General features: G+C 67.0%; 14 protein-coding genes. 10 read left to right on the top strand and 4 right to left on the bottom strand.

The features are described 5' to 3' along the window. The first annotated feature begins 67 nt into the window (after positions 1-67). The 6 genes from AC3WOS_RS01645 to AC3WOS_RS01620 all read left to right on the top strand — a co-directional run bounded on the left by AC3WOS_RS01645 (position 68) and on the right by AC3WOS_RS01620 (position 7,001). Positions 68-472 (top strand): Hpt domain-containing protein, encoded by a 405-nt coding sequence (locus AC3WOS_RS01645; RefSeq protein WP_492714081.1) that lies wholly within the window; start codon positions 68-70, stop codon positions 470-472. Between the two features lie 476 nt (positions 473-948). Next, positions 949-1,281 carry a hypothetical protein gene (locus AC3WOS_RS01640; RefSeq protein WP_492714080.1) on the top strand — a complete coding sequence of 111 codons (333 nt, stop codon included), beginning with the start codon at positions 949-951 and terminating at the stop codon, positions 1,279-1,281. Between the two features lie 108 nt (positions 1,282-1,389). Continuing rightward, a complete protein-coding gene (locus AC3WOS_RS01635; protein WP_492714079.1) occupies positions 1,390-2,310 on the top strand; it encodes a LysR family transcriptional regulator in 921 nt (306 codons plus the stop codon). 194 nt (positions 2,311-2,504) lie between these two features. Further along, positions 2,505-4,463 carry a serine protein kinase gene (locus tag AC3WOS_RS01630; RefSeq protein ID WP_492714078.1) on the top strand — a complete coding sequence of 653 codons (1,959 nt, stop codon included), beginning with the start codon at positions 2,505-2,507 and terminating at the stop codon, positions 4,461-4,463. Positions 4,464-4,491: 28 nt separating this feature from the next. After that, the gene (locus AC3WOS_RS01625; RefSeq protein ID WP_492714077.1) at positions 4,492-5,628 is read left to right on the top strand and encodes a DUF444 family protein; all 1,137 of its coding nucleotides are present in this window, start codon (positions 4,492-4,494) and stop codon (positions 5,626-5,628) included. Beyond that, the gene (locus tag AC3WOS_RS01620) at positions 5,625-7,001 is read left to right on the top strand and encodes a SpoVR family protein (RefSeq protein ID WP_492714076.1); all 1,377 of its coding nucleotides are present in this window, start codon (positions 5,625-5,627) and stop codon (positions 6,999-7,001) included. Before AC3WOS_RS01625 ends, AC3WOS_RS01620 begins: the two co-directional genes overlap by 4 nt. Before the next feature lie 39 nt (positions 7,002-7,040). Here the strand turns inward: AC3WOS_RS01620 and AC3WOS_RS01615 are convergent, their stop codons facing one another. Both AC3WOS_RS01615 and AC3WOS_RS01610 read right to left on the bottom strand, forming a co-directional pair. Beyond that, complete coding sequence (locus AC3WOS_RS01615; protein ID WP_492714074.1) at positions 7,041-8,114, bottom strand: SDR family oxidoreductase; 1,074 nt, start codon at positions 8,112-8,114, stop codon at positions 7,041-7,043. Beyond that, positions 8,111-9,391, bottom strand: a complete 1,281-nt coding sequence (locus AC3WOS_RS01610; RefSeq protein WP_492714073.1) for a nucleotide sugar dehydrogenase — start codon at positions 9,389-9,391, stop codon at positions 8,111-8,113. The genes AC3WOS_RS01615 and AC3WOS_RS01610 overlap by 4 nt, the downstream gene beginning before the upstream one ends. A gap of 245 nt (positions 9,392-9,636) precedes the next feature. On the opposite strand from AC3WOS_RS01610, the gene prsT reads away from it, so the two are divergent. The 3 genes from prsT to AC3WOS_RS01595 are packed head-to-tail and all read left to right on the top strand — an operon-like array spanning position 9,637 to position 15,260. Then, the gene (gene prsT, locus AC3WOS_RS01605; protein ID WP_492714072.1) at positions 9,637-12,411 is read left to right on the top strand and encodes an XrtA/PEP-CTERM system TPR-repeat protein PrsT; all 2,775 of its coding nucleotides are present in this window, start codon (positions 9,637-9,639) and stop codon (positions 12,409-12,411) included. 3 nt (positions 12,412-12,414) lie between these two features. Continuing rightward, complete coding sequence (locus AC3WOS_RS01600) at positions 12,415-14,511, top strand: hypothetical protein (RefSeq protein ID WP_492714071.1); 2,097 nt, start codon at positions 12,415-12,417, stop codon at positions 14,509-14,511. Continuing rightward, complete coding sequence (locus tag AC3WOS_RS01595) at positions 14,508-15,260, top strand: S1 family peptidase (RefSeq protein ID WP_492714070.1); 753 nt, start codon at positions 14,508-14,510, stop codon at positions 15,258-15,260. Before AC3WOS_RS01600 ends, AC3WOS_RS01595 begins: the two co-directional genes overlap by 4 nt. Before the next feature lie 55 nt (positions 15,261-15,315). On the opposite strand, the gene AC3WOS_RS01590 is transcribed toward AC3WOS_RS01595, so the two are convergent. Together AC3WOS_RS01590 and AC3WOS_RS01585 are read right to left on the bottom strand one after the other, a co-directional pair. Continuing rightward, positions 15,316-16,059 (bottom strand): N-acyl amino acid synthase FeeM domain-containing protein, encoded by a 744-nt coding sequence (locus AC3WOS_RS01590; RefSeq protein WP_492714069.1) that lies wholly within the window; start codon positions 16,057-16,059, stop codon positions 15,316-15,318. Positions 16,060-16,198: 139 nt separating this feature from the next. Continuing rightward, positions 16,199-16,810 (bottom strand): XrtA/PEP-CTERM system exopolysaccharide export protein, encoded by a 612-nt coding sequence (locus tag AC3WOS_RS01585; protein WP_492714068.1) that lies wholly within the window; start codon positions 16,808-16,810, stop codon positions 16,199-16,201. Positions 16,811-16,994: 184 nt separating this feature from the next. Between AC3WOS_RS01585 and AC3WOS_RS01580 the strand changes: the two genes are divergently transcribed. Beyond that, positions 16,995-18,524 carry an XrtA system polysaccharide chain length determinant gene (locus tag AC3WOS_RS01580; RefSeq protein ID WP_492714067.1) on the top strand — a complete coding sequence of 510 codons (1,530 nt, stop codon included), beginning with the start codon at positions 16,995-16,997 and terminating at the stop codon, positions 18,522-18,524. The last annotated feature ends 5 nt before the right edge of the window (positions 18,525-18,529 follow it).

The raw sequence follows: 18,529 nt of genomic DNA, 5'->3' as shown, positions 1-18,529 counted from the left end.
ATCTGACACCAAGGCGCCAGAGAGAGTATGATAGACATTGCTAAGTTTCCCTGCTTTGGAGTGTCGCATGTCAGCCCCAGTACTACCCGGATCGGCCGAAACCGTCTTTTCCGTCGATACTTTGCTCAAATATATGGGCGATGACGACAACGCCCGCGCCATCGTGGCCAAGATCGTGCGCGATGCCTGCGCGCCCGCCATGACGCCGCTGACGCAGGCGGGCCTGGCCATCGCCGAGCACCGCTTGGCCGATGCGGGCCGCATCTTCCACAGCCTGCGCGGTTCGATCGGCACGCTGGGCGCCAAGCGGCTGGTGACGGCGTCGATGGCGCTGGAAGTGGCGCTGTCCGAACAGCGTCAGGCCGACCTGCCCTCCCTGTTCGCTGCCGTCGAACATGAATACCGGCAGGTATTGGAACAAGCCCAGGCCTGGCTGAGCACCGATGGTGGCGGAAATCCGGCGCCGGCCTGAGCGAAAAGGATCCAGCCTATGTGCGGGCGCGGGCCATTGCAGGGGCCGCGGCCGGCAACGGCTCGCCGCCCCGCCAGCCCGGAGGCATCATTTGCTGCGTTGCGAAAATGCCGCACCTCGCTCCATGCAAACAACGCCTTAACAGATAGTTACACTTGTTACAGCGAAGTGGTGGCCACGCTGGGGTGCGGCTTACCGTTCATGCTACCATGCTTAGAATGCATGGTCATCATGGGCCTGCAGGTAACAATCCAGCGCCCTACTCCATTTGAAATATTGCGGATAAGTCAATTAGTTTCCGATAGGGTATAATTGTGCACTGCATCGTTAACACTATTCAGCAATGTGCTCGTGGCAGTACATGCTTCGGTCAAAGGTACTAATACATGGATTTATTCAACAAGTCGGGATTGCTGGTTGCGTCGGTACTGGTTTTGGTAGGCGTGTTGATTGCCTGCCAGGCACAGGAAGATGCCGTGCCATCATCGACCGTGGTTGAACAAGCGGTGCGCGCGATGGACGCACGCACCGACAGTGCCGCTACCCGCCGTCTGGAAGAGTGGGCGGCGCAAGGTTCGCCTGTGGCCCAGCGCGAACTGGCCCTGCGCTATCTGTCCAACCCCGCCAAACATGGCGAAGCGATACACCTGCTCGAACAGGCGGCCCGCGCCGGCGATATGCGGGCCGTGCATGGCCTCGACAACGCTTTCCGGGATGGCAACACCCTGACCGGCGCCGCCCGCATCGGCGACCTGGGCAGCATACGTCTGCTCAAGGAAGCGGCCAACGACAAGTACGTGCTGCACTGAATCGGCCAGCGGGCGCCATCGTCGCCCGCCCTCCCCTGCACCATCCCCGCCGTCGCTGCGATCATCTATACTCCTGCCAGGCATGACAGCTGAACTGGAGTGTGGCATATGGATCGCTTGCGAGCCCTGGAAGTATTTGTCGAAGTGGTCAGGCGCGAAGGCTTTGCCCGCGCCGCCCAGGCGCTGGCCACGTCGCCGGCCAACGTCACGCGCTACATCGGCGAACTCGAGGCGCACCTGCATACCCGGCTGCTCAACCGCAGTTCCCGCAAGCTCTCGCTCACGGCCAGCGGCGAGGCCCTGTATGAGCGGGCCCGCTCCATCCTCGATGACGTGGCCGAGGCCGAAGCGATCGTCTCGTCGGCCGTGCTGCAACCGCACGGCGTGCTGCGTATTAACGCGCCGCTGAGCTTCGGCGTGCTGCACCTGGCGCCCGTGTGGGCCGGTTTCAGCCGGCAATATCCGGACGTGCAGCTCGACGTGGACCTGAACGACCGCGTGGTCGACATCGTCGAGGAAGGCTATGACATGGCGGTCCGCATTTCGCGCAGCGGCCCGACCAGCCATGTGGCGCGCAAACTGGCCACCTCGCACAACGTGCTGTGCGCCGCGCCCGCCTACCTGCGCCAGCATGGCATGCCGCAGCTGCCGGCCGACCTGGCGCAGCACCGCTGCATCGGCTACAGCAACGGTCCCTCGGCCGACGAATGGCAGCTGCTCGACCCGGACGGCAAGGCGCTGACGGTCAAGGTGCGCTGCGCGATGCGCACCAATAACGGCGATACGGCCCGCGCCGCCGCGCTGGGCGGCATGGGCATCATCTGGCAGCCGACCTTCCTGGTGGGCGCCGACCTGCGCGCCGGGCGGCTGCTGCCCGTCATGCCCGACTACCGCCTGCCCGCCATCGACGTGCAGGCCGTCTACCCCAGCCGGCGCCACCTGAGCGCCAAGGTGCGCGTCATGATCGATTTCCTGGTCGCCCATTTCCACGGCACGCCGCCCTGGGACCGGCCGGACGCCGGCGCTTAGGCGCGCGGCCGGCCTTGGCCGTCGCCTGGCATTCCAGCCAGCACTAAACGGTCGGGCATAAGGCCATTAGAGTCAATCGCCGTCCAGAATATCCCCGCGTACGATTGACCGGCATCATGCCCGTAGCGTGCCCGCCATCCGATACTGGAACTCGCCGGGGCCCACCGCTCCGGGTGGACGGGAGGAATGGCGCAATGAACGATGACGAACTCCAGGCCGGCGCGCCCGATGGCCAGGCCCGGTATCTGGCCAGCCTGCGTGCTTTTACCCGGAAACACCGGGCCGGTCACTGGTCCGGGACCTTCGCCCAGTTCATGGAACGCATCCTGCCGGCCAGCCCCGCCCAGCTGGCCCGCAGCGCCCACCAGTACGTATGGGACATGCTGCGCTGGACGGGCCAGGAAGACGCCGAAGGCCGCCTGCACTGCAGCCTGTTCGCCGACGAGCTGTTCGGCATCGACGAGGCGATCGGGCGCGTGGCCGACTATTTCAAGGCGGCCGCGGCGGGCTCGGAAGTGGGCCGGCGCCTGCTGTTGCTGCTGGGCCCGCCCTCGGGCGGCAAGTCCACCCTCGTGATCCGCCTCAAGCGGGGCCTGGAGGAATACAGCAGCACCGAGGCCGGGGCCCTGTACGCCATCGCCGGCTGCCCCGTGCACGAGTCGCCGCTGCACCTGGTGCCCCATACCTTGCGGGCCGGCCTGCGCGACAGCTATGGCATCGACGTGACGGGCGAACTGTGCCCCCACTGCCGCAGCCGCCTGGAGACGGAGCATGGCGGCGATTTCCTGCGCATGCCCGTCGAACGCATCTTCATCACCGAGGCCGGGCGTTGCGCCGTGGGCACCTACGCGCCGCATGACCCCAGCACGGCCGACCTGGCCGACCTGGTGGGCTCGGTCGACCTGGCCAAGGTGGCCGCGTATGGCGACGAGGGCGACCCGCGCGCCTGGTCCTGGTCGGGCGCAGTCTACGCGGCCAGCCGGGGCATGCTGGAAATGATAGAGATCCTCAAGGTCAAGCGGGAATTCCTGTACCTGCTGCTCACGCTGACGCAGGAACGCAACGTGAAGGTGGCCCGCTTCCCCCTGATCTACCTGGACGAGGTCATCCTGGCCCACACCAACCTGGCCGAATTCCGCAAGTTCCTGCAGGAGAGCGAGAACGAGGCACTGCTGGACCGCATGGTCATCGTGCAAGTGCCCTACACGCTCAGCTACCGGGAGGAAGCCCGCATCTACCACAAGCTGATCCTGACGGCGGCGCCGGCCTTCCGCGGCGTCCACCTCGACCCGCACGTGCTGCATGCGGCGGCCGTGTTCGCCATCCTGACCCGGCTGCAGGAAGGCGACGACAAGGAAACGGAACTGGTGCGCAAGGTGCGCCTGCACGCGGGCGAAGAAGTGGAAGGGGTCAACGTGGCCGAGGCGGCCCGGGTGCGGGCCCGCGACAAGGCGCCCGACGAGGGCCTGGCCGGGGTCTCGCCCCGCTTCGTCATCAACGCCCTGTCGCACGCCATCATCCAGTCCAGCCGCCACAGCCTGTCGACCATGGACCTGCTGCTGGCGCTCAAGGACGGCATCGAGAGCGACGCCCGCATCGAACCGCGCCGCAAGCGCAAATGGGTCGACTTCCTGGTGCTGACCCGCAAGGAGTTCTATAACCGTTGGGTCAAGGAAGACGTGCACAAGGCCCTGTTCGTGTCGTTCGAGCAGGAAGCGGAGGACATGCTGGGCAAGTACCTGGACGAAGTGGAAGCCATGCTCGACAACCGCCAGATCAAGGACCCCATCACCAGCGAGGAGCGGCGCCCGGACGAGCGTTTTTTGCGGGCCGTGGAAGAGAAGATCCACATCTCCGACTCAGGCAAGCAATCGTTCCGGCAGGAAGTGGTGCGCAAGGCCATGGGCGCCTACAAACGGGGGGAGCGCTTCGGGCTGGCCAGCCATGTACTGTTGCGTGACGCCGTGCAGCAATTCCTGTTCGAGCAGCGGCGCGACGTGCTGCGCCTGGTCAGTTCGGCCACGCGGCCCGACGAGGAGGTGCGCACCAAGATTTCGGCGGTGGAAAAACGTATGGTCGATGAATACGGCTACGACAGCCACAGCGCCCGCGAAGCGTTGAACTACGTGACGACGCTGCTGGCACAGGAATGATGGGGCGGGCAATATGGAGCAGACCGGTATGCCGCACTGGTATCAGCTGTTCTCGCGCGGCGGGCGCGACTGGCTGCGCCACAACGAGAAGATACGCGATGCCGTCAAGGGCCACCTGCCCGAGCTGATCGCGGGCCCCGACTTCATCACGGGGCCGCAGCAACGCACCGTGCAAGTGCCGGTGCAGCTGTTGCAGCACGCGCGTTTCCGGCTGGCCGACGGCCGCAGCCAGTCCGGTGTAGGCCAGGGCCAGGGCCAGCCCGGTGAACTGCTGCGCCCCGCCCGCACCGAAGGCGAAGACCCCGCCGAGGCTGGCGGCAGCGGCGAAGGCGCCGTCAGCGTGCTGCTCGAGTTTCCCATCGACGACATCGTCGACTGGCTGTGGGAGGAATTGCGCCTGCCCGACCTGCAGCCGCGCCGCGCCGCCTTGCTGGACGACGCGCAGCTGGTGCGCGAAGGCTGGGACCGGCGTGGAGCGCGCTCACGGCTGGACCGGCGCCGCACCGTCAAGGAAGCCGTCAAGCGGCGCGCCGTGCAGGCCGGCGGCGCTCCGTTCACGAACGACGACCTGCGGTTCCGCCAGCTGGCCCTGCGTTCCCAGCCCGCCAGCGCGGCGGCCGTGTTCTTCGTGCTCGACGTGTCGGCCAGCATGACGCCGGCCGAACGCCAGCTGGCCAAGACGTTTTTCTTCTTCGCCCTGCAAGGCATACGGCGCCGCTACCGGCGGGTCGACACCCGCTTCATCGCCCACACCACGCGGGCGTGGGAATTCGCGGAGCAGGACTTCTTCCAGGTCAGCGGCACAGGCGGCACGATCGCCTCGGCCGCGTTCAGGCTGGCGCTGGGCCTGCTGGACGAGCATTACGCGGCCAGCAGCCACAATTGCTACCTGTTCTATGCGTCGGACGGCGAGAACTTCAGCGAAGACCGGGGCCAGGCCAGCATGGCCCTGGGCCAGCTGTGCGCCCGGCTCAACTACCTGGGCTATGTGGAGACGCTGCCAGGCATGCCGCGCGCCGTCGACACGGAAATGGCGCGTCTGTGCGCGGAGCAGGCGCGCCAGGGCAAGCCCATCGGCACCAGCCGGCTGGCCGCCGGCGAAGATGTCTGGCAAGCCATCCGCACCTTCTTCACCCAGCAGGCCCGCGCCGGGGCGCCATCATGAGCGGCGATCGCCTGGCCGGCTGGCAAGCCCGGTTCGAGCAGCTGGCGCGCGACCAGGGCCTGGAATTCCACCCCGTCGAATTCGCCCTCGTGCCGGCCAGCTTCATGCTCGAGATCGCCGTCTACGGACTGCCTGTGCGCATGCCGCACTGGTCGTTCGGCGTACGCTACATCCACCAGCTGCTGCGCCAGCATATGGGCCATTCCCACGTGTTCGAAGTCATGTTCCCAGGCAATCCCTGCCGCGCCTATCTGCTCGACAGCAACAGCGCGGCCGAAAACGCCCTCGTCACGGCCCATGTGATCGGGCATGCCGATTTTGCCCGGCGCAATGCCCTGTTCCGCCACTTCATGGACATGGCCGGCGGCCACATCCTGGAGCAGAGCGCGGCCCGGGCCCACCGTGTGGCGGCGGCCCTGGCCCAGCACGGCCAGCAGCGGGTCGAAGCCGTGCTGGACGCGGCACTGGCGCTGGAGGCCCATATCGACGTCAACGCGCCCCTGCACCGGTCCGATTATGGCCCGCCGGCACCGGGGCCGTCCGCGACGCTGCCTGTCGACCCGTTCCTGCGCCGCTTCCGCGCGCTCGTCGGCGACACGGCGCCAGCGGCCACCACCGCGTCCCGGGCGCCGTTGCCACCCTGCCCCGAACACGACCTGTTGTGGTTCATCGCCCGTTACGGGCCCGAGCTGCAGGACTGGGAACGCGACATCTTTCTGGCCGTGCGTGAAGAGGCTTGCTATTTCTACCCCGTCCATGCCTGTCAGATCATGAACGAAGGCTGGGCTTCCTACTGGCACGCCCGGCTGCTGCGCGAGGCGGAGTTCCTGCCGCCGGACTGCTACCTGCAAGCCATCAAGTCGCATTCCGACGTGGTGCGGCCCTATGCGGGCGAACGCCAGCTGGCGCTGTCCGTCAATCCCTACCACCTGGGCTTTTCCATGTGGGGGCGCATCATCGAACGCGAGGGCCTGGAGACGGCGCGCCGCATCTGCGCCGACGAGGATGACACCGGCTTCATCCGCAATCACCTGGACCGCCAGCTGGCCGAGGAGCTGGACCTGTTCGTCTACGAAACGCGCCAGGACGGGGAAACCCGCATCGCCCAGCGCGACCTCGATGCCGTCCGGGAAGCCATACTCGGTCCCAAATACAATTACGGCGCGCCCTGCATCGCCGTTACCCGCCTGCACGACGACGGCAGCCTCGAGCTGACCCACGACCACCGGCGCGACAGCCGCGGACTGGACTTGCAACAGGCCGAGCGGGTGATGGAATACGTGGCCCGCATCTGGCGCCGTCCCGTCGTGCTGCACACAGTCGACTTTCGCGGGGTGCCGCGCGCCATCACGGGCAAGGCGGTGGCGGCCTGACGCCTGACGCCGCACGCACGAGCTGTGCTGCCAGGCGCGCTATACCGCCGATCCAGGCTTAGCCTGCCGCAGATACCAGCGCAGCGCCAGCCGCAAACCGCGCCGCAGGTCGTGCGTCGGGGCGTAGCCCAGCAGGCGGCCCGCCTTGCCGATGTCGGCATGCGAGTGGCGCACGTCGCCGGCCCGGAATGGCCCATACTGGGGCGCCAGCGGTCGCAGGTCTGGCCGGCGCTCGCCGAGCAGCTCGTACAACAGCCGGTGCAGTTCGTTCAGGCTGGTACGCGCATTGCCGGCCACGTTATACACCTGGTTGACAGCCTCAGGCTGCTCGGCCAAGGCGGCCAGCAGGTTGGCCTGCACCACGTTGCCCACGTAGCAGAAGTCGCGGCTCGTTTCGCCATCGCCGTTAATGTGGGCGCACCGGCCGGCCAGCATGGCCGTTATCCACTGCGGTATCACGGCCGCGTAGGCGCCACCGGGATCCTGGCGCGGACCGTAGACGTTGAAATACCGCAGGCCCACCGTTTCCACCCCATAGCAGCGGGCGAACACGCCGGCATACAGCTCGTTGACATGCTTGCTCACCGCATAGGGCGACAGCGGGTTGCCGATCGTGTGTTCCACTTTGGGCAAGGCGTCATGGTCGCCATAGGTGGCGCTCGAGGCCGCATAAACGAAGCGGCGCACGCGGGCGTCGCGGGCGGCCGTCAGCACATTGAGGAAGCCGCCCACGTTGATGTCGTTGCACAGCTGCGGCTGTTCGATGGAACGCTGGACCGAGCCCGATGCCGCCTGGTGCAGCACAAAGTCCGCGTCGGCGCAGGCGCGGCGGCACATGTCGCCGTCGCGGATGTCGGCCTGCAGGAACTGGAAGCGCTGCCAGGCACTCAGGCCGACGGCCTCACGCACCTGGTCCAGGTTGTGGGCGTAGCCGGTCAGGAAATTATCCATGCCCGTCACATGCTGTCCCAGTTCCAGCAGCGCTTCCAGCAGGTGCGAGCCGATGAAGCCGGCCACGCCGGTAATGAGCCAGTGGTAGCGGTGCGACTCCAGCCGTTCGCGGGCTTGCTGATAGGCAGACTCAGGCAGGGAGCCGTCGCCGTCAGGATTCACAGTCTCCATACGTTCAGGCCGCTGTCGCGCAGGCTGCGCTGGTCGAAATGCGCTTTGATGTCGATGAAGCAGCCGGCCGCGCTGACCTTGTCCTGGTAGTGGGCCAGCGGCCGCGCCAGCAGTTCCCGGTGCGATACGGCGCTGATCAGGGCGTCCGCCCGCGGCAGCTGGTCCCAGCTCTCCAGCCGCAGGCCATATTCGCGCCAGGCTTCCTCCGGGTCGGCCACGGGATCGTGCACATGCACTTGCAGGCCGTACGATTCCAGTTCCCGTATCAAGTCCACCACCTTGGAGTTGCGCAAGTCCGGGCAATTTTCCTTGAACGTCAGGCCCAGCACGTTGACGCTCGATCCCTTGAGCTTGTAGCCGGCCCGCACCATTTCCTTGACGGCTTTTTCAGCCACGAATTTGGCCATGCCGTCGTTGATGCGCCGCCCGGCCAGGATCACCTGCGGATGGTAGCCCAGCATTTCAGCCTTATGGGTCAGGTAATAAGGGTCGACCCCGATGCAATGCCCGCCCACCAGGCCGGGCCGGAACGGCAGGAAGTTCCACTTGGTGCCGGCCGCCTGCAGCACTTCCTGGGTGTCTATCCCCACCCGGTCGAAAATGATGGCCAGTTCATTCATCAGCGCGATGTTGAGGTCGCGCTGGGTGTTCTCGATCACCTTGGCCGCTTCCGCCACCTTGATGCTCGAGGCCCGGTGCACGCCGGCGGCCACCACCAGTTCGTACAGGGATGCCACGCGCGCTAGCGTGGCGTCGTCGTCGCCGGCCACCACTTTGCGGATCGAGGCCAGCGTGTGTTCCTTGTCGCCCGGATTGATGCGCTCGGGCGAAAAGCCGACATGGAAATCGTGTCGCCAGCGCATGCCCGAGCAGCGTTCGAGGATGGGGATGCAGATCTCCTCGGTCGCCCCCGGGTAGACGGTGGACTCGTAGACCACGATGGCGCCCGCCTTCATGTGCCGGCCCACGCTCTCGCTGGCACCGACCAGCGCACTGAAATCGGGACTGTGGGCACTGTCGACGGGTGTGGGCACGGCCACCACGATGAAATCGGCGCTGGCCAGTTCGGCCGGGTCGCAGCCCATGCTGAGCCACTTGGCCGCCGCGAACTGTTCGGCCGACACTTCGCCGGCCGGATCGACGCCGCTGCGGTAGCGTGCCACCTTGCGCTCGGACAGATCCAGGCCGATGGTGCGCCGCTGCGCGCCGAACGACACGGCCAGCGACAACCCCACGTATCCCAGCCCCACTACAGCGACCACGTCCATGGATATCCTCCACTTGTCTGCCCGCCCGGCCTGGCGAAATGCCGCCCTTGCAGGCGGCCGGCCGCGATGTTCCCGATTGTACGGACGTGATGGTGCAGCCTGTTGAGACAGCACAAGCCGCGCGTCGCGCGCCGGCAATACGCGTCCGTTTGCGCCCCCGCAAGGAGGGACGGGGCCAAACTGCCTACCCTAGTGAGGTGCCGCGCGCTACCCAAACCCGCTTCATCTGCCCAGAGGAAATTGCCATGTTCAGTATTCCGGCCAGCCGCATCGGGACGGCCCGCCTGCTGCTGGCGGCCGCGCTGCTGCTGCTGGGCGGCCTCGCCGGCTGCGGCCGGCTGAAGGACGATGCGGCCCTGCTGGCCGACGCACGCAGCTACCAGGTCCGGGGCGAACCGAAGTCGGCCATCATCCAGGTCAAGAATGTGTTGCAACGTACACCCGGCAATGGCCAGGCGCGGCTTCTGCTGGGCCAGCTCTATCTGGAAGTGGGCGATGCCGTGTCGGCGGAAAAGGAATTGCAGCGCGCCGATGCACTGAAGATGCCGGCCGCCGACGTCCTGCCCGCGCTCGGCACAGCCATGGTGCTCCAGGGCCACTATGAACAGGCCCTGGCCCGCCTCCCGGACGAACCGGCCCAGCCGCGCTGGCAGGCGGTACGGGGCGACGCCCTGCTGGGTCTGCAGCGCATCGAGGCGGCACGCACGGTGTTCGAACAGATACTGCGGCGCCAGCCCGCCAGCGCCGGTGCACTGCTGGGTCTGGCCAGGATCGCGCAGTTCGAACACCATCCCGACGCGGCGCTGTCCTTGGCCGACCGGGCCATTGCCGCCGCCCCGGCCGAACCGGCGGCCTACCGCCTGCGCGGCGAGCTGTTGCGGATGCAAGGGCAGTTCGAGCCCGCATTGGCGGCCTTGCGCAAGGCCGCCGCGCTGCGCCCGCAACTGCTCCAGTCCCGGGTCGACATCGTTGCCCTCTATCTCCAGGCCGGCAAGCTGGCCCAGGCCAGGGCAGAACTGGCGACGGTGCGCAAGATGGCGCCCAACAGTCCCCAGCTGGCTTACCAGCAAGCGTTGATGGACTTCCAGGAGCGCAAGCTGGCCTCGGCCCAGGAACAGCTGCAGCTCGTGTTGCGCGCCGCCCCGGACCACATGCCCAGCATCCTGCTCATGGGGGCCGTCGAGCTGGCCAGGGGCGCCCTGCCCCAATCCGAGCAACACTTGCGCCGCTTTCTCGACGCCCATCCCGGCCACCACTATGCGACCCGGTTGCTGGCCGGCATCGCTGTGCGCAACGGCAACCCCGACGAAGCGCTGCGCCTGCTCGCTCCCATGCTGGAACCGCCACAGGAGGATGCCGAAGCGCTGGCCCTGGCCGGCGCAGCCTATATGAAGCTGCGCCTTTATGCCAAGGCCAGCGCCGTGTACGCGCGCGCCATTGCCCTGGCGCCGCGCGCGGCCACCCTGCATTCGGCGCTGGGGCTGAGCCGCATGGCCATGGGCGAAACGGAGCAGGCCCTGGCCGAGCTGGAACAGGCGGCCGCCCTGGAAACGTCCACCCCGCGGGCCGGCTTGCTGTTGGTGCTGGCCCAGCTGCGCAACAAGGAAAACGGCAAGGCCCTGCGCACCATTACCCAGATGGAAAAGAACCAGGGCAGTAGCGCTCTCATCTACAACTTGAAGGGCGGCGTCCTGCTGGCCAACCAGGACATGGCGGGCGCCCGGGCCGCCTTCCAGCGCGCCCTGGCGCTGGACCCGCGCAGCCAGGCGGCGCTCGACAACCTGACCCAGCTCGACCTGTATGAACATCATCCCGAACAGGCCCGTCTGCGGCTGGAGACGGCGCTGCAAGGCGACCGCAAGAATGTGCAACTGTTGACCGCCCTGGGCCAACTCGCCCTGGTGCAGGGGCAAACCGCAGCGGCCCGCGACTGGCTGGCGCGGGCCGCCGCCGCCGCGCCCGATGCGCCGCAACCGGCCATCGTGCTGGCCCGCTTCGACCTGCAACACGGCAACGCGCAACGAGGGCTGCTGCTGGCCCAGAAACTGCAAGCCACCTATCCGGAGCGGCCCGACATACTGGCGCTGCTGGCCGACGCCCAGGCCGGTACGGGCAACGTGGAGGGTGCGCTCGACAGCCTGAACAAGCTGGCCCTGCTGCAGCCAGGGTCTGCGCCCGTTCAGTTGCGCGTCGCCGCCACCGAACTGGCCCTCAAGCAAACGGAAGCGGCCATGCGCAGCCTGGAGCGCGCCCTCGCGCTGCAGCCCGACTATCCCGACGCCCAGGCCGCGCTGGCCGGGCTGCACATGCGCCGCAGCGAATACGATGCGGCGCTGCGCCTGATCCACGTCATGCAGCAGCAGCACGCCGATAGCCCCCTGCCCTACAAGCTCGAAGGCGACGTCATGATGCTGCAGCGGCAGGGAACCGCCGCCCTGCGCGCCTACCAGCACGGCTACCAGCTGCAAGCGTCGGGGCCCCTGGTGATGGCCATGCATGACGCCCTGCGCCTGGCCGGCCAGGCGGGCGACGCCAAGGCACGCCTGACGCGCTGGCTGCAGGAACATCCCACCGACCAGGCGGTACGCATGCATCTGGCGCAAGGCTTGTTGGCCGACAAGGACTATGGGGCCGCCATTGTCCAGTTCGACCAGGCCGTGCGGCAAGATCCGGCCAACATCCTCGCCTTGAACAACCTGGCCTGGGCATGCCAGCAGCAAAAGGACCCGCGCGCCCGGGCATACGCCGAGCGGGCCTACCAACGGGCGCCGCACAATCCCGCCGTGCTCGATACGCTGGGCTGGATATTGCGGGAGCAGGGCGAAGCGGCCCGTGCGCTGCCCCTGTTGCAACAGGCCAGCACCCTGGCGCCGGGCGCACAGGAAATCCGCTATCACTACGCCGTCCTGCTGGCCGGGGCCGGCCAACGGCAGGAAGCGCGGCGACAATTCCAGCAACTGCTGGCGAGCAAGGACTTCCGGCGCCGCGACGAGGTCCAGGCCATGATGGCCAAGTGGTAAGCCATGGCGCACTGGCTGCAGCGGGCACTGGCAGCGCTGGGCGGCGTCGCCCTGCTGGCCACGCTCGCCCGTTTTCCGCTCGAGCGCAGCTGGCTCGCCGCCGTGCTGGCGGGCTATGGCGCGGCGCTGTGCTGGCGTCCGCACCTGTGGCTGCTGTTGCTGCCGGCCTTGCTGCCGGCGCTGGACCTGGCGCCCGTCACCGGCTGGTTCTTCATCGATGAAAGCGACCTGTTGTTGATGCTGACCATCACCGTCTGCTACGCCTGCCCGGGCCGGCTGACGCCGCCCGGCGCCGCCGTCCAGGCTCAGCCGCGACTGCCGGCCGGCGTGGTCGCCTGGCTGCTCCTGCTGGCGCTCGCCTGGTCCATCGGACTGTGGCGCGGGACGCGACCTTGGCCGCCCGTCGATCCGAACGCCTTCAACAATTATTTAAGTCCCTACAATGGCTTGCGCATCGCCAAGGCCTGGGGCTGGGTCATGCTGCTGTGGATGCCGCTGCGGCGCACGGCCGGTCCCCAATTACAGGGCCTGGCGCGCCGCTTCGTCCCCGGCATGCTGGCCGGCCTGGCCCTGGTGGTGCTGGCCGACGTGCGGGAACGGGCCTGGTTTCCCGGCCTGATGAATTTTTCGACCGACTACCGCACCACGGCGCCGTTTTCCGCCATGCACACGGGCGGCGCCGCCCTGGACGGCTATCTGGCCTTGTGCGCCCCCTTGCTGGCGCTACATCTTGGGGGCAGGCGCGGCGGCTGGCATCCATGGCTGATGCTGCCACTGCTGGCCGGCACCGCCTATGCCAGCCTGACGACGTTCTCGCGCGGCCTGTATCTGGCGCTGGCGCTGGCCTTGCTGGTGCTGCTGGCCGCCCGGCTCGCCGGCCCCGGCAAGTTGCGTCCCGGGCCCGCCTTGTGCGGGGCGGGCGCGATCGCTGCCTACATCTACCTGTGCGACCGCGTGTTTGCGGCCGGCGGCTACCGCGCCCTGGCCGTCTTGCTCGGGACCAGCGCGCTCGTCTTGCTGCTGTATGTCCACGCCGGCGCGCCACGCCCGCTGGCGGCCGGCGCGCCCCCGGCGCCCGTCCCGCGCCCCCTGCCCGTGCCGTTCAGTCTCGCACTTGCGGGCCTCATGTTGATCGGACTGGCTGTACCGATCGGCAACAGCTACTATGCGGCCGAACGCTTCGCCACCAGCGGCGGCGACTGGCAGCGTCGTATGACGCACTGGCGCCACGCGCTGAGCATGATGGACGACGATGCGCTGGCGCCGTGGCTGGGCATGGGGTTGGGGACGTTTCCGGCCACCTATTTCTGGCACAATCCGGCCCGCGAACCGCCGGCCAGCTATCAGTTCATCGACCAGCCTGGCAACCGCTATCTGCAACTGGCGGCGCCTGGCTACGCGGCCGGCTATGGCGAACTGCTGCGCATGCTCCAGCGTGTCGACGTGGCGCCGCACACGCCCTACACGCTGCAACTGGACGTGCGCAATCCCGGCCCGCCGGCCTTCCTGCGCCTCAACCTGTGCGCGCGCCTGCTGCTGTATCCGGACGACTGCGTGCCGGCGCCCATGCCGCTGATCGCAACGGGCGACGGCTGGCATCACTACCAGTTCCTGCTCCATTCAGGCGCGCTGGGCGCCGGCACCCGCTACTGGCGCCGTCCGGTCCAGCTGGAATTGGCACTCGAAGGCCAGAACGCGACCATGGCCGTGGACAACCTGAGTCTGCGCGACGCCATCACGGAGCGCGAACTGCTGCGCAACGGCTCCTTCACCGATGGCAACAACTACTGGTTCTTCAGCAGCGACCGCCACCATCTGCCCTGGCATATCAAGAACCTGGCGCTCAACCTGTATTTCGAGCTGGGCTGGCTGGGATTGACGGCCTACACAGGCTTGCTCGCTTGCGTGTGCGCCGGCCTGGTACGGCGCCTGCTGCATGGCGAACGCGATGCAGCCGCCTGGCTGGCGTCGCTGACCGGATTTCACGCCGTGGGCCTGTTCGACAGCCTGCTCGATGTGCCACGGATCGCGCTGTTGTCCATGCTGCTCCTGTGCGCCGCCGCCTTGCGCCCGGCCCGGCCAGCGGGAGCACGGCCATGAAGCCGTGGCTGGCGTGGTGCTGGCTGGCGCTGGCCATGCCGGCCGCGGCCGGCACGGAGCTCGAGCATGTCATCGAGCAGACCAAGCCCTCCATCGTCGGCGTCGGCAGCTACCAGAAGACGCGCACGCCGGCCGTCACCTTTATCGGCACCGGCTTCGTGATCGGCGACGGGCTCACGGTCGTCACGGCGGCCCACGTCCTGCAGGACCTGCGCAACGCCGACGACACCCAGGTGCTCGGCGTGCTCGTTGGCCAGGGCGAAACGGCCCAGTTCCGGGCCGCCGCCGTCAGCACGCTCGACAGGGAACATGACCTGGCGCAGTTGCGGATGGCGGGCGCGCCCTTGCCGGCCATGCGTCTGGGCGATTCCAGCACGGTAGCCGAAGGCAAGCTGCTGGCGTTCACGGGCTTCCCGCTGGGCATGGTGCTGGGTATGCATCCCGTCACCCACAGGGGCATGGTGTCGGCCATCACGCCGGTCGCCACACCGCCCGTCAGTTCCGGCAAGCTCGATGCTCGTCTGGCCCGCCAGTTACAGCGGCAAGCCTACCCCGTGTTCCAGCTCGACGGCACGGCCTATCCCGGCAACAGCGGCAGTCCCCTGTACGATCCCGACACGGGCCTCGTGTATGGCGTCATCAACATGGTCTTTGTCCGCGGACTCAAGGAAGCGGCCATTTCCGCGCCGAGCGGCATCACCTATGCCATCCCCGTCAACTACCTGCATCCGGGAACGGCCGGACGCTGAGCCGCCTGTTGCCCAACGGCCGCGCCGGGCGGGCCGGCAGGCCGCGTCCAGCCATTCAGGTGCGCCCCTGCATCAAGCGCGCCGTAATGCCAGGCTCGTCCCATGTGGGGAAGAAATACGGATAGAAAGAGCGCTCGCTGGTCTGTTGCTCCATCAAACCGCCGAACTTGCGGATCTGCTCGCTCATGTAGGCCAGGTCCAGCCGCAACAGCACAGCCGGCGCCCCTACCCGTGTGCACGGGCGCTCGCCGCCGAAGTCGCTGAAGCCCAGCATGCGCTTGTAGAACATGACATGGCGCGGATTGACTTCGATCACATAGTCGGTATAGCCATGAATATTGTGCGCGTAGATGTAGGAGATGTGGATCAGCGCAGCGAACACCCGTTTCGACACCCCCTTCTCGATCGCCAGCCGGGACGGTTCGCACAGCCGCCGCTGCTGGGCGCGCAGCTCGTCGAGCTTGTCGCGGAAGTTCTCGTCGGCCGGCAAGCCCACGTCCGCGCTGTCGAGGCACAAGGACATGGTGCCCACCGTCTGGCCGGCCGTTTCCGCGAACAGCGTGATCTTGTTGAGCGCATGGCTGGCGCCGGGATCGATGGCGTAGCCGCGCCAGCCGTACATTTTTCGCAGCAGCAGGCTGGCCGCTTCGCGCCGCCCCTGCGAGTTGGCCATCCGGATGTGGAAAGTCTGCTGGTCGATCTGGTCGTCCGGCGCTTGATTGCCGCGCCCTTCGCCCACCATCAGGTCACGCAAACCCGGCATGGCTTCAAAGGAAATTATAGTGTCGTCTTTTTGCACGGTGGCATCTCCCAAGTCGGTCAGCCCGTCGTTCACTGAACCGTAAGCTGGGCTGATGCTCTTCTGACCGCCTGCGCAAAAGAAAAGTTCCGTAAATCCTCAATTTATTTTGGCTGCCCTCCCTAGCATATGGCTAGCTTCAGAACAGGCTTTCCGGGATCACCAGCACGTCCCCCGGCCGCATGGCGACATTGGCCGAGATATCGCCATCGCGCACCAGGTCCTGCAGCCGCACGGCCAGGCTCAGCTGCCGGCCATCGACGGTGCGGATGATGTTGGCCTTGTTTCCGGCCGCGAAATCCGTGATGCCCCCCACGGCGATCAGCACATCCATGAGCGACATGCCTTGCCGGTACGGCAGCGCCTGCGGCCTGGCCGCCTGGCCGATGACCCGTATCTGCTGCGAGTACGGACCGACAAAGCTGGTAACGATGACCGTCACCATGGGTTGCTGGATATATTTCCCCAGCGCCTTTTCCACATCGCGCGCCAGCTGGGTCGACGTCTTGCCGGCCGCTTGCATGTCCTCCACCAGCGGCGTGGTGACCTTGCCGTCGGGCCGTACCGGCACGCTGAGCGACACCTCCGGATTGCGCCACACGTTGATGTTCAACACGTCGCCGGCACCGATCACGTAATCACCCAGGGCCGGGGTCGCATCGGCCGGCATGGGCGCGCGCTGTGCGCAGCCAGCCAGCGTTACCAGCGCCGCGGCCAGGCCGCCGCCCAGCATGCAGTAGGGTCTCGCCATCGCTTCACTCCTCATCGTTTCGGGACGGCAGGCAACGCCGGCGGCGCCGCCCGTCCATGCTGCCTATGATTCAGAAAAGACCGGCCTGCGCTGTTGATATGTCTCAAGCGCGGCACAGGTTCGGTCATCCGGGCCGGTGGCCAACCCTATAATTTGCTGTGACCACCCGCGGAGAGACTGGACCATGCAGGAAATCATCAGCCAGCTGCTATCCAGCCTGAAAGGTATCTGGAAATACCGCTGGCAGGCCATGGCCGTCATGTGGCTGGTGGCCGCCCTGGGCTGGGCCAAGGTGGCCACGCTGCCGGACGATTACCAGACCACGGCCCGCGTGTTCGTCGACACCCAGAGCATCCTCAAGCCGCTGCTGGCGGGCATGACGAGCGTGCCCAACGTGGAACAGCAGGTGGCCATCATGAGCCGTACGCTGCTGAGCCGGCCGAACGTGGAACGGGTCATGCGCATGGTGGACCTGGACCTGAGCGCGGGCAGCGCGCGCGAACATGAGCTGCAGCTCGACGAACTGATGAGCAAGATCAAGATCGGCAGCACCGGCACCTTCGACATCTACACCATCACCTACAACAACAAAAATCCGCGCCTGGTGCGCGACGTGGTGCAGTCGCTGCTGACGATCTTCGTCGAAGGCAGCTTCAAGGGCAAGCGGGGCGAGTCGCAAAAGGCGGTGCAGTTCATCGACGAGCAGATCAAGACCTACGAGGACAAGCTGGTGGCGGCCGAGAATTCAGTCAAGGAGTTCAAGCTCAAGCACAACGTGTTGCTGCCGCGCGAAGGGGTGGACTACGGCGCCCAGCTGCTGCTGTCGGCCGACGCCCTCAACAGCGCCAAGCTTGAGCTGGCCGAGGCGGAACAGGCGCGCAACGCCATCAGCAACCAGATCAGCGGCGACGAGCCCATCCTGGGGGCCGACCTCGACCCGGCCGCCATCGCCAATCCCGAGCTCGACAGCCGGATCGCCGTCCTTAACAAGAACCTCGACGCCCTGCGCATGCAATACACGGAGCAGTATCCCGACATCGTGGCCGCCAAGCGCCTGGTGGCCCAGCTGGAGGCGCGCAAGGTCGAGGAGCGCAAGCTGCGGGCGGCCAACGGCGATCCGGGCAAGAACTACAGCCCCATGCTGCAGCAGCTCAAGGTGGCCCTGACCGAGGCCGACGCCCGGGTCGCTTCCATCAAGGCCAGGGTGCAGGAATACAGCGCGCGCCACGAGCGCCTGATGGCCCAGGCCAACGCCGTGCCGGAAGCGGAGTCGCAACTGGCCCAGCTCAACCGCGACTACCAGATCAACAAGGAAAACTACGAAAAGCTGATCGGCCGGCGTGAGGCGGCCAAGCTGTCGGGCGACCTGAGCACGACCACCGACATGATGACCTTCAAAATCATCGACCCGCCCACCGTCCCCATCACGCCCGTCGGTCCCAACCGGCCCTTGCTCTACAGCGTCGTGCTCGGTGGCGCCATCCTGATCGGCAACGCGGCCGCCCTCCTGATCAGCCAGATCCGCCCCACCTTCCTCAGCCCCGGCGAACTGCGGGAACAGACTGGCCTGCCCGTGATCGGCACCGTGGCCATGAACTGGACCGAGGCCGGCAAGCGCAAGCGCCAGCGGGGGCAATATGCCTTCGGCGGCGCGCTCGGCAGCCTGTTGCTGGCCTACGGCGGCGTGATGGCGGCCACCTTGCTCAAATTCTAGGACAG

Source organism: Rugamonas sp. FW305-51, from assembly GCF_058786935.1.
Note: the sequence above shows the minus strand (reverse complement) of the source record. Positions and strands in the feature narration are given on the sequence as shown.

Coding starts and splice junctions, on each gene's coding strand:
- AC3WOS_RS01630 (WP_492714078.1), top strand. CDS start 2,505: ATGAACGATGACGAACTCCAGGCCGGCGCGCCCGATGGCCAGGCCCGG.
- AC3WOS_RS01645 (WP_492714081.1), top strand. CDS start 68: ATGTCAGCCCCAGTACTACCCGGATCGGCCGAAACCGTCTTTTCCGTC.
- AC3WOS_RS01595 (WP_492714070.1), top strand. CDS start 14,508: ATGAAGCCGTGGCTGGCGTGGTGCTGGCTGGCGCTGGCCATGCCGGCC.
- AC3WOS_RS01620 (WP_492714076.1), top strand. CDS start 5,625: ATGAGCGGCGATCGCCTGGCCGGCTGGCAAGCCCGGTTCGAGCAGCTG.
- AC3WOS_RS01610 (WP_492714073.1), bottom strand. CDS start 9,391: ATGGACGTGGTCGCTGTAGTGGGGCTGGGATACGTGGGGTTGTCGCTG.
- AC3WOS_RS01635 (WP_492714079.1), top strand. CDS start 1,390: ATGGATCGCTTGCGAGCCCTGGAAGTATTTGTCGAAGTGGTCAGGCGC.
- AC3WOS_RS01580 (WP_492714067.1), top strand. CDS start 16,995: ATGCAGGAAATCATCAGCCAGCTGCTATCCAGCCTGAAAGGTATCTGG.
- AC3WOS_RS01585 (WP_492714068.1), bottom strand. CDS start 16,810: ATGGCGAGACCCTACTGCATGCTGGGCGGCGGCCTGGCCGCGGCGCTG.
- AC3WOS_RS01625 (WP_492714077.1), top strand. CDS start 4,492: ATGCCGCACTGGTATCAGCTGTTCTCGCGCGGCGGGCGCGACTGGCTG.
- prsT (WP_492714072.1), top strand. CDS start 9,637: ATGTTCAGTATTCCGGCCAGCCGCATCGGGACGGCCCGCCTGCTGCTG.
- AC3WOS_RS01600 (WP_492714071.1), top strand. CDS start 12,415: ATGGCGCACTGGCTGCAGCGGGCACTGGCAGCGCTGGGCGGCGTCGCC.